Source organism: Enterobacter mori LMG 25706 (assembly GCF_000211415.1).
Taxonomy (GTDB): domain Bacteria; phylum Pseudomonadota; class Gammaproteobacteria; order Enterobacterales; family Enterobacteriaceae; genus Enterobacter; species Enterobacter mori.
In genome coordinates this window covers 37,191-49,106 of the sequence record NZ_GL890779.1, presented here as the reverse complement: position 1 = coordinate 49,106, position 11,916 = coordinate 37,191, and the positions used below count along the sequence as shown (strand labels likewise).

At 54.8% G+C, this 11,916-nt stretch carries 12 protein-coding genes and 1 pseudogene; 7 read left to right on the top strand and 6 right to left on the bottom strand.

Translation table 11 applies throughout. The features are described from left to right. Positions 1–36 precede the first annotated feature (36 nt). Both bcp and ENTMO_RS0117630 read right to left on the bottom strand, forming a co-directional pair. Positions 37–507 (bottom strand): thioredoxin-dependent thiol peroxidase, encoded by a 471-nt coding sequence (bcp, locus tag ENTMO_RS0117635; protein ID WP_010433836.1) that lies wholly within the window; start codon positions 505–507, stop codon positions 37–39. Beyond that, positions 507–1,076: a glycine cleavage system transcriptional repressor gene (locus ENTMO_RS0117630; protein WP_010433834.1), complete on the bottom strand. Its 570-nt coding sequence runs from the start codon at positions 1,074–1,076 to the stop codon at positions 507–509. Before ENTMO_RS0117630 ends, bcp begins: the two co-directional genes overlap by 1 nt. A gap of 145 nt (positions 1,077–1,221) precedes the next feature. On the opposite strand from ENTMO_RS0117630, the gene dapA reads away from it, so the two are divergent. From dapA to ypfH, 6 genes are all read left to right on the top strand, one after another. Further along, complete coding sequence (gene dapA / locus ENTMO_RS0117625) at positions 1,222–2,100, top strand: 4-hydroxy-tetrahydrodipicolinate synthase (protein WP_010433831.1); 879 nt, start codon at positions 1,222–1,224, stop codon at positions 2,098–2,100. A 16-nt stretch (positions 2,101–2,116) separates the two neighbouring features. Beyond that, on the top strand, positions 2,117–3,151 hold the full coding sequence (bamC, locus tag ENTMO_RS0117620) for an outer membrane protein assembly factor BamC (RefSeq protein ID WP_010433828.1): 1,035 nt from the start codon (positions 2,117–2,119) through the stop codon (positions 3,149–3,151). A gap of 109 nt (positions 3,152–3,260) precedes the next feature. Further along, positions 3,261–3,974, top strand: a complete 714-nt coding sequence (gene purC / locus ENTMO_RS0117615; RefSeq protein ID WP_010433825.1) for a phosphoribosylaminoimidazolesuccinocarboxamide synthase — start codon at positions 3,261–3,263, stop codon at positions 3,972–3,974. A gap of 120 nt (positions 3,975–4,094) precedes the next feature. Then, a complete protein-coding gene (gene ypfJ, locus ENTMO_RS0117610) occupies positions 4,095–4,964 on the top strand; it encodes a KPN_02809 family neutral zinc metallopeptidase (protein ID WP_029485160.1) in 870 nt (289 codons plus the stop codon). Further along, complete coding sequence (locus ENTMO_RS0117605; RefSeq protein WP_010433818.1) at positions 4,964–6,910, top strand: tRNA(Met) cytidine acetyltransferase TmcA; 1,947 nt, start codon at positions 4,964–4,966, stop codon at positions 6,908–6,910. Before ypfJ ends, ENTMO_RS0117605 begins: the two co-directional genes overlap by 1 nt. 73 nt (positions 6,911–6,983) lie before the next feature. Continuing rightward, positions 6,984–7,679: an esterase gene (ypfH, locus tag ENTMO_RS0117600; protein WP_010433816.1), complete on the top strand. Its 696-nt coding sequence runs from the start codon at positions 6,984–6,986 to the stop codon at positions 7,677–7,679. Positions 7,680–7,786: 107 nt separating this feature from the next. Here the strand turns inward: ypfH and ENTMO_RS0117595 are convergent, their stop codons facing one another. From ENTMO_RS0117595 to ENTMO_RS24290, 3 genes and pseudogenes are all read right to left on the bottom strand, one after another. After that, positions 7,787–7,984 carry a YpfN family protein gene (locus tag ENTMO_RS0117595; RefSeq protein WP_000383991.1) on the bottom strand — a complete coding sequence of 66 codons (198 nt, stop codon included), beginning with the start codon at positions 7,982–7,984 and terminating at the stop codon, positions 7,787–7,789. A 22-nt stretch (positions 7,985–8,006) separates the two neighbouring features. Beyond that, entirely contained in the window at positions 8,007–9,134 is a 1,128-nt protein-coding gene (gene dapE / locus ENTMO_RS0117590) for a succinyl-diaminopimelate desuccinylase (RefSeq protein WP_010433812.1), read from the bottom strand. Between the two features lie 10 nt (positions 9,135–9,144). Beyond that, positions 9,145–9,496 (bottom strand): annotated as a pseudogene (locus ENTMO_RS24290) (ArsC family reductase). Between the two features lie 388 nt (positions 9,497–9,884). On the opposite strand from ENTMO_RS24290, the gene ypfM reads away from it, so the two are divergent. After that, positions 9,885–9,944, top strand: coding sequence for a protein YpfM (gene ypfM / locus ENTMO_RS26190; RefSeq protein ID WP_157133729.1), 60 nt, complete (start codon positions 9,885–9,887; stop codon positions 9,942–9,944). A 108-nt stretch (positions 9,945–10,052) separates the two neighbouring features. Here ypfM and ENTMO_RS26690 read toward each other — a convergent pair. After that, positions 10,053–11,916 (bottom strand): efflux RND transporter permease subunit (locus ENTMO_RS26690; protein ID WP_010433806.1); only part of this gene is annotated, 1,864 nt, incomplete at its 5' end.

Below are 11,916 nucleotides of genomic sequence, written 5' to 3'. Positions count from 1 at the left end.
GTCGGGTAAGGCGAAGCCGCCACCCGACACTCACTTTTAGGCACTTTGTTTCAACCAGTTCAACACCACGTCGTGGTGGTTGCTGGTTTTGAAGTCGTCAAACACATGCTCAACTTTACCGTCAGCGTCAATCAGGAAGCTGATGCGGTGAATACCGTCGTAGGTTTTACCCATAAACGTTTTCTCACCCCAGACGCCGAACTGCTCGCAAACCTGGTGGTCTTCATCGGAAAGTAGCGTGAAGTTCAGGATCTCTTTTTCCGCAAATCGTGACAGCTTTTCTGGCTTGTCAGTGCTGATGCCCAACACTTCTACACCGACTTTTTTCAACTCATCCATGTTGTCGCGCAAGCCGCAGGCCTGTACGGTACAGCCCGGCGTCATGGCTTTCGGGTAGAAATAGACCAGAACACGCTGTCCCTGGAAGTCGGTCAAATTTACTTGCTCGCCGTCTTGATCCGGCAAGCTAAATTTCGGTGCGATGTCACCGGCTTTCAGTGGATTCATTACTCAACTCCATCCTGTTCGTGCTGCGAATAATTTACGACGCTTATACTGCCCTGCGCGTTTAATTCTGTACAGAGGGCTTTGAACGCTTGCTCGATATTTGACGCATCCTGTGATGCAGGGCTGTGCGCGGTAATTTGAATAAACAGCACCGGAAGAGCATGGTCATCGCTTGGCTGCGTACGGGAAACCAGTTCGGCAATGTTCATCTGATGGCTGTCAAAAAGCGCCGTAAAACGCTCAATCAAATGCGGTGAATCAGGCACTTCAACCTGTACCCGGACGGTGGAAGGCAGTGCCGGACGCGGACGCGCGGTGGTGCGCTTCATCACTATCAGCAAATCCAGCTCGGCACCCTTCAGCGGCAGGGTTGATTCGATCAACGTAATGGCGTTCCATGTGCCGGAAAGCAGCATAATAAACGTGAACTCATCGCCAAGCATAGCGAGACGGCTGTCCTCGATATTACAGCCGCAGCTGCTTACGTGGCGGGTGATGGTGTTCACGATACCCGGCCTGTCAGCACCCAGCGCAGTGATAACCAGGTAATGTTGTGATGAGGTTGTCAAACCTGTTCTTCCTTTGCTTGGTTAAGTCTTCCTAAGGAAAGCATAAAAAAAACATGCATACAACCGCCTGAGCGCCTCAGGTCGCTTGCTTTTATTACAGTTCCAAACGTAACATTGAGGCTCTTGTTCGCACAGAGGATGGCTCATGTTCACGGGAAGTATTGTCGCGCTTGTTACACCGATGGATGAAAAAGGTAATGTCTGCCGGTCAAGCATGAAGAAGCTCATTGATTACCATGTCGCCAATGGAACCTCGGCGATCGTTTCGGTAGGGACTACCGGTGAATCTGCCACGCTGAGCCACGAAGAGCACGGCGATGTGGTTATGCTGACCCTGGAGCTGGCTGACGGACGTATCCCGGTCATCGCAGGAACAGGGGCTAACGCAACCGCAGAAGCTATCAGCCTGACTCAACGTTTTAACGACAGCGGCATTGTTGGCTGTCTGACCGTCACGCCTTACTACAACCGTCCAACTCAGGAAGGTTTGTTCCAGCATTTCAAAGCCATCGCAGAACATACTGACTTGCCACAAATTCTGTATAATGTGCCGTCCCGTACCGGTTGCGATATGCTGCCGGAAACCGTTGGCCGTCTCTCGAAAGTAAAAAATATTATCGGGATTAAAGAGGCGACAGGGAACTTAAGCCGCGTTCATCAGATCAAAGAGCTGGTTTCAGATGACTTTATCCTGTTGAGCGGCGACGATGCGACCGCGCTGGACTTTATGCAGCTCGGTGGTCATGGCGTGATCTCCGTAACAGCTAACGTTGCGGCCCGCGATATGGCGGAAATGTGCAAACTGGCTGCGGCCGGTCATTTTGATGAAGCTCGCGTGATTAATCAGCGTCTGATGCCATTGCACAATAAATTATTTGTCGAACCCAATCCGATCCCAGTGAAATGGGCGTGTAAGGAATTGGGACTTGTAGCATCCGACACGCTGCGTCTGCCAATGACACCGATTACCGACCACGGTCGTGAAATTGTCGCTGGCGCGCTGAAGCATGCCGGTTTGCTGTAAAGTTTAGGGAGATTTGATGGCTTATTCAGTACAGAAGTCGCGCCTGGCGAAGGTTGCGAGTGTTTCGCTTGTTATGCTGCTCGCTGCCTGTAGTTCGGACTCGCGCTACAAGCGTCAGGTGAGCGGTGATGAATCCTATCTGGATGCGGCGCCGCTTGCTGAACTTCATGCACCGGCTGGTATGATCCTGCCGATTCAAAACGGCGATTATAATATCCCCGTCACTAACGGCAGTGGTCTTGTCGGTAAAGCGCTTGATATTCGTCCACCTGCTCAGCCTCTGGCGCTGGTGAGCGGCGCGCGTACCCAGTTTACCGGTGATACGGCATCCCTGATGGTTGAAAACAGCCGCAACAGCACGCTGTGGCCGCAGGTGGTCAGCGTTATCCAGTCTAAGAACTACACGATTGATAAACGCGATGATGCCAGCCAGACGTTAACCACGGACTGGATCGAGTGGAACCGCCTGGATGAAGATCAGCAGTACCGTGGTCGTTATCAAGTCTCCGTTAAACCGCAGGGTTATCAGCAGGCGGTTACCGTTAAGCTGTTAAACCTGGAGCAGGCGGGTAAACCGGTTGCTGATGCTGCATCCATGCAGCGTTACAGCACCGAAATGCTGAACGTCATTGCAGCGGGTCTGGATAAGAACGCGACTGACGCCGCTAACGCAGCGCAGAACCGCAGTGGTTCTTCCTTCGACGTGCAGAGCGCGGCGGATGATACCGGTCTGCCAATGCTGGTGGTGCGTGCACCGTTTAACCAGACCTGGCAGCGTCTGCCAGCGACGCTGGAAAAAGTGGGCATGAAAGTGACCGACAGTACGCGTTCAACCGGTAGCATGACGGCAACCTACAAGCCGCTGTCTGACAGCGCATGGCAGGAACTGGGCGCGAAAGATCCTCAGCTTGCCTCCGGTGACTACAAAATTCAGGTAGGTGACCTCGATAACCGCAGTAGCCTGCAGTTTATCGATCCGAAAGGTCACACGCTGACCCAGTCGCAGAATGATGCGCTGGTCGCCGTCTTCCAGGCGGCATTCAGTAAATAAATACAAGGGCTGGTGAATCCAGCCCTTTTTATTTTCGTGCCACGCAAACGTGTGCGTGGCATAATATCCCCAGTTTTGAACACAAATCATCACACCAGGAGTAATGAAGATGCAGAAGCAAGCTGAGTTGTATCGTGGCAAAGCGAAGACCGTATACAGCACGGAAAACCCGGATCTGTTGGTGCTCGAGTTCCGCAATGATACGTCAGCAGGGGATGGCGCACGCATTGAACAGTTCGATCGTAAAGGCATGGTGAACAACAAGTTCAACCACTTCATTATGAGCAAACTGGCCGAAGCGGGTATCCCGACCCAGATGGAAGCGTTATTGTCCGATACGGAATGTCTGGTGAAAAAACTGGACATGGTTCCGGTTGAGTGCGTCATTCGTAACCGTGCCGCTGGCTCCCTGGTGAAGCGTCTCGGCATTGAAGAAGGTATCGAACTGAACCCACCGCTGTTTGACCTGTTCCTGAAAAACGATGCCATGCACGACCCGATGGTCAACGAATCTTACTGCGAAACCTTCGGCTGGGTGAGCAAAGAGAATCTGGCGCGTATGCAGGAGCTGACCTACAAAGCGAACGACGTGCTGAAAAAACTGTTTGATGACGCAGGGCTGATCCTCGTCGACTTCAAGCTGGAGTTCGGTCTGTTCAAAGGCGAAGTGGTGCTGGGCGATGAGTTCTCCCCGGACGGCAGCCGCCTGTGGGATAAAGAAACCCTGGATAAAATGGACAAAGACCGTTTCCGTCAGAGCCTGGGTGGCCTGATTGAAGCGTACGAAGCGGTTGCTCACCGTTTAGGCGTTAAGCTCGACTAATCTCCTCAATTGCCAAAGGATATTCATATCCTTTGGCGTCTTACCCTTGTTTACTATGGTAATCTTGTCATTAACCGCCTACGATCATAGCTATTATTAATGGAATAGTTCGAGGTGGTTATGCGCTGGCAAGGGCGTCGTGAAAGTGACAATGTAGAAGACAGGCGCAGCAGTGGTGGTGGCGGCCCTTCAATGGGCGGTCCCGGCTTCCGGTTGCCCAGTGGAAAGGGCGGTATCATCCTGCTGATTGTGGTGCTGGTCGCGGGGTATTACGGTGTGGATCTCACCGGTTTGATGACCGGGGAGCCGCTCCAGCAACAGCAGTACTCGCAGCGCTCCATCAGCCCGAACGAAGATGAAGCGGCCAAATTTACCTCCGTTATTCTCGCGACCACAGAAGAAACCTGGGGCCAGCAGTTCGAGAAAATGGGGCGTACCTATCAGCAGCCGAAGCTGGTGATGTACCGCGGTGCGACGCGCACCGGATGCGGTACCGGACAGTCCGTGATGGGGCCGTTCTATTGCCCGGCGGACAGCACTGTCTATATCGATCTCTCATTTTATGATGACATGAAAAGCAAACTGGGTGCCGACGGCGATTTTGCCCAGGGCTATGTGATCGCGCATGAGGTCGGCCACCACGTGCAAAAATTGCTCGGCATCGAGCCTAAAGTGCGTCAGCTTCAGCAGAATGCGTCTCAGGCTGAAGTGAACCGTCTTTCTGTCAAAATGGAGCTGCAGGCGGACTGCTTCGCCGGCGTCTGGGGCAATAGCATGAAACAGCAGGGCGTTCTGGAAACGGGCGACCTTGAAGAGGCGCTGAACGCCGCGCAGGCCATCGGCGATGACCGTCTCCAGCAGCAAAGCCAGGGGAGAGTGGTGCCAGACAGTTTCACTCACGGTACATCAGAGCAGCGTTACAGCTGGTTTAAACGTGGCTTCGACAGCGGTGACCCTGCGCAATGTAATACCTTCGGCAAAGCGATGTAATGTTGCCGTTTGAACATCTGATCAGCCAGCTCAGGCGTAAAGGTCATCGTCGTTTGGTTGTACTCAGCGGCGATGCGCATTGGACATTGACGCAGGCGGTGGCCCTGCGCGATGCCCAGCCTGGAGACTGGCTGTGGCTGGATAAACACCCGTCGAAAGCTATCAGCGGGCTGCTGGGGCGTGAGTTTCAGCACGCGGTTTTTGATGCTCGCGCGGGGTTCGACGTCTCGGCCTTTGCCGCCCTCAGCGGGACGCTGCGCGCCGGGAATCTGCTGGTGCTGCTGGTTCCGCCTTTCTCCGTCTGGGCGGAAACACCGGACAGCGACTCCGTTCGCTGGAGCGACAGCGCCGAGCCTATCGCCACGCCGCATTTTGTGCACCATTTCCAGCGCACCATCGCCGCTGACCCTGACACCATCCTGTGGTGCCAAAACCAACCGCTAGCGCTTCCTCCGTTTCCTGAAACCCCTGACTGGCAGCCAGCCAGCGGCGACCCGCAGCGTGAGCAGGCTGACATCCTGCGTACGCTCCTGGCCATGAATACTGGCGTCGTGGCGGTCACGGCACCTCGTGGACGCGGAAAGTCAGCGCTTGCAGGAATGTTGCTAAAGCGTATTCAGGGCAATGCGGTAGTGACTGCACCGGCGAAAGGGGCAACGGATGTCCTCGCCCGTTTTGCGGGAGAGCATTTTCACTTTATGGCACCGGATGCCCTGCTCGCCTCGACGCTGCAGGCCGACTGGCTGATTGTCGATGAGGCGGCCGCCATTCCGGGACCGCTTCTTGAAAAGCTGGTTGAGCGTTTTCCCCGCGCTCTGTTGACCACCACGGTTCAGGGTTATGAAGGAACAGGCCGGGGTTTTCTGCTGAAGTTTTGCACCCGATTCAGCGGGTTGCAGTCTTTCACCTTAACAGCGCCGGTTCGCTGGGCTGCCGGGTGCCCCCTCGAGCGGGTGGTGTCAGCGATTCTGCTGTTTGACGATGCGCTCATCGACCAGAAACCGGAAGGTGACGTACGTTTAACGTCGCTGGAGCCGCAGTTGTGGGAAAGCAATCCGGCGCGTGTGGCGGGCGTTTATGAGCTGTTATGTGCCGCGCATTACCGCACGTCTCCGCTTGATTTACGCCGGATGATGGACGCGCCGGGACAGCATTTTACCGTTGCTGAAACCGACTCAACCCTCGCCGGTGCTCTCTGGCTGGTGGAGGAGGGCGGCTTATCCCCAGAGCTTAGTCGCGCTGTGTGGGCGGGATTTCGTCGGCCTCGAGGGAATCTGGTGGCGCAGTCTCTGGCTGCCCACGGCGGCTCGCCTCTGGCTGCGACGCTTAAGGGCCGACGGATCACGCGTATTGCCGTTCATCCCCATCGTCAACGGGAAGGTATTGGTCGTCGGCTTATCCGTAGCGCCAGCGGGGAGGATTATCTCTCCGTGAGTTTTGGCTATACCGACGAGCTGTGGCGCTTCTGGCAGCAGTGCGGCTTTGTGCTGGTGCGGATAGGCAGCCACCGCGAAGCGAGCAGCGGCTGCTTCACCGCGATGGCGTTGCTGCCGCTCAGCGAGGCGGGGCATCAGCTGTGCACGCAGGCACATCAGCGTCTGCGGCGTGACGCACGGGTCCTCTCGGCCTGGAATGGCGAAAAGATCCCGGTGTCAGATGGCTGGGAAGCTACCCTTAATAATGACGACTGGCAGGAGCTGGCGGGGTTTGCCTTTGCGCATCGGGCGTTCTCGACCTCCGTTGCCGCGTTAACCCGCTTGCTGTTAAACGTGGACATGCCGCTCCCGCTTTTGCGCAGTAAATTGGCGGGGGAAACGGATAACGCCGGGCGAAAATCCATGCTGGCGAACCTGCGCAAAGAAACAGCACAAGCGCTTGAAAGTCTTGATGAAACACGCTGTCAGAAGTTGAAAGGCGACATTTTGCAATGGCAATTTTTTCAATGACTTCATCAGTAAAGTGGCATGGTCATTACCCCACAGAGGCGTAGAATCCTGCTCATCACTTAAGGAGATCGCCATGAAACACGACCATTTTGTTGTTCAAAGCCCTGAAAAACCGGCTAAACAGTTACTGCTGCTGTTTCATGGCGTTGGCGATAACGCCGTCAATATGGGGCAGATTGGCAGCTGGTTTGCGCCGGTTTTCCCGGATGCGCTGATTGTCAGCATCGGCGGCGTAGAGCCTTGCGGCCCTGAAGGTCGCCAGTGGTTTTCGGTGCAGGGTGTAACGGAAGAGAACCGTCAGGCGCGCATCGATGCCATCATGCCGACCTTCATCGATACCGTACGCTACTGGCAGCAGCAGAGCGGCGTGGGTGCTGACGCAACGGCGCTGATTGGTTTTTCACAGGGGTCAATTATGTCGCTGGAGAGTGTGAAAGCACAGCCAGGGCTGGTATCCCGCGTGATTGCCTTCAACGGTCGTTTCGCCACTCTTCCCGGCAGCGTGACGACGCAGACTACCATTCATCTGATCCACGGTGGTGAAGATCGGGTGATTGAGCTTTCGCATGCGGTTGCCGCGCAGGAATCGCTTATCCGCGCTGGCGGGGACGTCACGCTGGATATCGTTGACGATCTGGGGCACGCGATTGACGACCGCAGCATGCAGTTTGCGCTCGATCGTTTGCGTTATACCGTGCCGAAGCACTACTTCGACGAAGCACTCAGCGGCGGTAAGCCGAATGATGATGATATTGTAGAGTTTATGTGAGGATTCCCCTCACCCCGGCCCTCTCCCCAAAGGGGCGAGGGAGAAAGACTGCACCAACCGGTTCCCTCTCCCCTATGGGGAGAGGGTTAGGGTGAGGGGGTTAACAATTACTTCTTCTGGTCCTTTTTCGGCCAGTCGTCTTCATCGTCCCACTTGTCGTTAAAATCACGATGTGGCGGAAGATCCGGTTTGTTGGCGAGGAACTTCTTATGGTCAACGCGCTTCAGATCTTTAATCACGTTCAGCAGCACGCCTACCAGAAACACCAACACCAGAATCCACCAGTACTTTGAAAGCCAGTCCATTCGCTAATCCTCTAAGCAGACGTCAGGCGACGAGCTGCTCCATAATACGTTGATACATACGGGCCAGCAGTTGTAAATCAGCCGCATTGACGCATTCATTGATTTTGTGAATGGTCGCGTTTACTGGACCCAGTTCGACAACCTGTGCACCCATACGGGCGATAAAGCGTCCGTCAGAGGTGCCGCCAGTCGTCAGCAGTTGTGGCTTAATTTCATTATAGTGTGCGATGGCGTTCACTACCGCATCTACCAGCTTTCCACGCTGCGTCAGGAAGGGTTGGCCGGACACCCACCACTCCACGGTATAGCGTAGCTGGTGTTTTTCCAGCAGTGCGATCACGCGGGCTTTGATCATCTCGTCGGTCAGTTCCGTGCTGAAGCGGAAGTTGAACTGAACAAAGCAATCGCCAGGGATGACGTTGTTGCTGCCGGTTCCGGCCTTGACGTTGGCAATCTGCATGCTGGTTGGTGGGAAGAATTCGTTGCCTTTGTCCCACTCTATCCCCACCAGTTCGTTCAGCATTGGCGCGGCACGGTGCACCGGGTTGTCGGCCAGGTGAGGATAGGCCACGTGCCCCTGTACACCGTGAATGGTCAGATTACAGGTCATGGACCCGCGACGACCGTTTTTCACGACATCGCCCACCACTTCGGTGCTGGATGGCTCGCCCACCAGGCAGTAGTCCAGCCGTTCGTTACGCGCCATCAGCGCGTCAACGACTTTCACGGTACCGTTATGCGCGCTGGCTTCTTCGTCGGAGGTGATCAAAAACGCGAGACGATTTTTATGATTAGGATGCTGGGCAACGAAACGCTCTGCGGCCACGACCATGGCCGCCAGTGAGCCTTTCATGTCTGCCGCACCGCGGCCAAACAGCATACCGTCGCGGATGGTGGGTTCGAACGGGGGATTGATCCAGCGGTCTGCATCACCCGCGGGAACCACATCCGTATGCCCGGCAAACGCCAGCGTTTCCCCCTGACCGCGCCAGGCCCAGAAGTTCTGCGTATCGCCAAAATCCATGCGCTCAACGGTAAAACCGATGGCACGCAGACGCTCAATCATTAATGCCTGACAACCTGCATCGTCCGGGCTAAGGGAAGGACGGCGGATAAGCTGCTGAGTCAGCTCAATGACCGGGCATGACATAGACTACACCTCAACGAAAAAAGTCAGAATAAAGGGTTTCACTGAAACCCAGCAGCATAGGCTGACCTGGCTTGCAGAGCAATGGGCGCTTTGATAATTGCTGGCATTTCAAGCATCAGTTCTGCCGCGCTGTCCGCATCGGTGATACCGGCGCGGACGGATTCATCCAGTTTACGCCAGGTGGTGCCCCGGGTATTGAGCAGCGCTTCCCAGCCCAGTTCACCGATCGCGGTATGCAGAAATTCTGCATCCAGACCATCAGCACGGTAATCGTGAAAGCGGTACTCTACGTTGTTTGCTTCAAGCCAGCGGCGGGCTTTTTTGATAGTGTCGCAATTTTTAATGCCGTACATCACAATCATAGTGAATCCTTTTGTTCTTATGCAGAAAGAATGTTCAATAAATTCGAAGATATATCCTTAAGTGGAATATAACACATTCAGGAATTCTCTTGATTTACAATTCTCCTTAATTCACCTCACACCTGTAAGCTGAATATTCTTTCATCATTTAAGCATAGATGTCTATCAGGTTTAAATCTCTAATAAAGTCAGTGGTTAAATATCTAATCATCTGCTCGTAGGGTTATTTCAAAATATTGCTGGCGGTCACACAAAATTTAAGGGCGTGCGTTCATATTTATCATAAATCCACCGGGGATAGCGGGGTATAATCACTGCAATTGGTTAAATAGTCTTCACAATGATGATACGTTTCCGTAGAATGCGCATAATAATAAGAGAGGTTGTTATGATTGAACGTGAACTGGGGAACTGGAAAGATTTTATCGAAGGCATGCTTCATAAATGACATTCAGTAAGAATTGCAAGCGCACTTAAATAAGTAAAATAACCATAGTGTGAATGAATCACACAATAAAAAGGCGGCTACGAAAGCCGCCTTTTTTTATTTCGTTGGTTACTCAGGCTTTTCCTTCAGCGGGAAGCGGCGTCGCACCAGCACAAAGAACAGCGGCACGAAATAAATAGCCAGAATCGTGGCTGAAATCATCCCCCCCATCACCCCGGTACCGACCGCATGCTGGCTGCTGGAACCAGCACCCGAACTGGTCGCCATCGGCAGTACCCCGAAGACAAACGCCAGAGAGGTCATCAGAATCGGGCGTAAACGCTGGCGGCAAGCGTACAGCGTTGCGGCTAGCAGGTCCTGGCCTTTCGCATTCATCTCATTGGCAAATTCCACGATCAGAATGGCGTTTTTGGCCGACAGGCCAATAACGGTCAGCAGCCCCACCTGGAAGTAAACATCGTTCTCCAGGCCGCGCATCCAGGTTGCCAGCAGTGCACCGATGACGCCTAACGGTACCACCAGCATCACCGAGAACGGTACTGACCAGCTCTCATACAGTGCGGCAAGGCAGAGGAAGACCACCAGCAGCGACAGGGCGTACAGCGCAGGGGCCTGTGCACCGGAGAGCCGCTCCTGATACGACATCGCCGTCCACTCCAGGCCAAACCCGGTTGGCAACTGCTGCACCAGTTTTTCCATAATATCCATCGCGGTACCGGTACTGACGCCCGGCGCGGCTTCACCTACGATCTCCAGCGCCGAGTAGCCGTTATAGCGTTCCAGGCGCGGTGAGCCGGTTTCCCAACGCGACGTGGCGAAGGCGGAGAACGGCACCATGCCCCCTGCGTTATTACGCACATACCAGCGGTTAATATCGTCCGGCAGCATACGGTATTTGGCGGCAGACTGAACGTAGACCTTTTTCACGCGGCCGCGATCCATAAAGTCGTTGACGTAGCTTGAGCCCCAGGCCGTTTGCAGCGTGTCGTTGATGTCATCAATGGATACGCCGAGCGCCTGCGCTTTACGCTGGTCGATATCGACCTGGAGCTGCGGGCTGTCATCCAGGCCGTTGTGACGTACGCGGGTCAGCTGTGGATCCTTGCTGGCCAGATCGAGCAATTTATCGCGCGCAGCCATTAACGCGTCATGTCCGGCTCCCGCGTGATCCTGCAGTTCCATATCAAACCCGGCGGAACTCCCCAGACCGCTGATGGCCGGAGGGCTGCTGGCAAATACGCGCGCTTCTTTGATATGGCTGAAGGCTTTCGTCGCGCGTTCAATAATGGCGAACGAGGAGCCTGTGTCGCTGTCGCGCTGATCCCAGTCTTTCAGGCGCACGAACATGCGTGCGACGTTCTGCCCGTTCCCGCCCGGACCCGAGCCGACGGTGGAGAAGACGGAAACAACGTTATCTTTCTCTTTGGTGTGGAAATAGTTCTCAACCTTCTGCACCACCTTCAAGGTTTGTTGCTGCGTAGAACCGCTTGGCAGCTGAACGGAGGTGATAAACATGCCGCGATCTTCCAGCGGCAGGAAGGAGGTTGGCAGACGCAGGAACAGGAACACCATTCCGCCTAACAGCAGGACATAAATCGCCATCCAGCGCACGCTGCGATGCAGGATCTTACCCACGCCCGCCTCATAGCGCGCCGCGTTGCGGTTGAACATGCGGTTAAACCAGCCGAAAAAGCCTTTTTGCCCGTGATGCTCGCCTTTATGTAACGGCTTGAGGAGGGTGGCGCAGAGGGCGGGGGTGAGGATCATCGCGACCAGCACCGAGAGCACCATCGCGGAGACAATCGTGATGGAAAACTGACGGTAAATCGCACCGGTGGTGCCGCCAAAGAACGCCATCGGGATAAACACCGCTGAGAGCACCATTGCAAGACCGACCAGCGCACCCTGAATTTGCCCCATCGATTTTCGCGTGGCTTCGCGTGGCGAGAGTCCTTCTTCGCTCATGATGCGT

Bases quoted from the DNA above. Each gene is read 5' to 3' on its own strand.
- ENTMO_RS0117605 (WP_010433818.1), top strand. From the start codon at position 4,964: ATGTTGCCGTTTGAACATCTGATCAGCCAGCTCAGGCGTAAAGGTCAT.
- ENTMO_RS0117595 (WP_000383991.1), bottom strand. From the start codon at position 7,984: ATGGACTGGCTTTCAAAGTACTGGTGGATTCTGGTGTTGGTGTTTCTG.
- bamC (WP_010433828.1), top strand. From the start codon at position 2,117: ATGGCTTATTCAGTACAGAAGTCGCGCCTGGCGAAGGTTGCGAGTGTT.
- ypfH (WP_010433816.1), top strand. From the start codon at position 6,984: ATGAAACACGACCATTTTGTTGTTCAAAGCCCTGAAAAACCGGCTAAA.
- dapE (WP_010433812.1), bottom strand. From the start codon at position 9,134: ATGTCATGCCCGGTCATTGAGCTGACTCAGCAGCTTATCCGCCGTCCT.
- ypfJ (WP_029485160.1), top strand. From the start codon at position 4,095: ATGCGCTGGCAAGGGCGTCGTGAAAGTGACAATGTAGAAGACAGGCGC.
- bcp (WP_010433836.1), bottom strand. From the start codon at position 507: ATGAATCCACTGAAAGCCGGTGACATCGCACCGAAATTTAGCTTGCCG.
- dapA (WP_010433831.1), top strand. From the start codon at position 1,222: ATGTTCACGGGAAGTATTGTCGCGCTTGTTACACCGATGGATGAAAAA.
- purC (WP_010433825.1), top strand. From the start codon at position 3,261: ATGCAGAAGCAAGCTGAGTTGTATCGTGGCAAAGCGAAGACCGTATAC.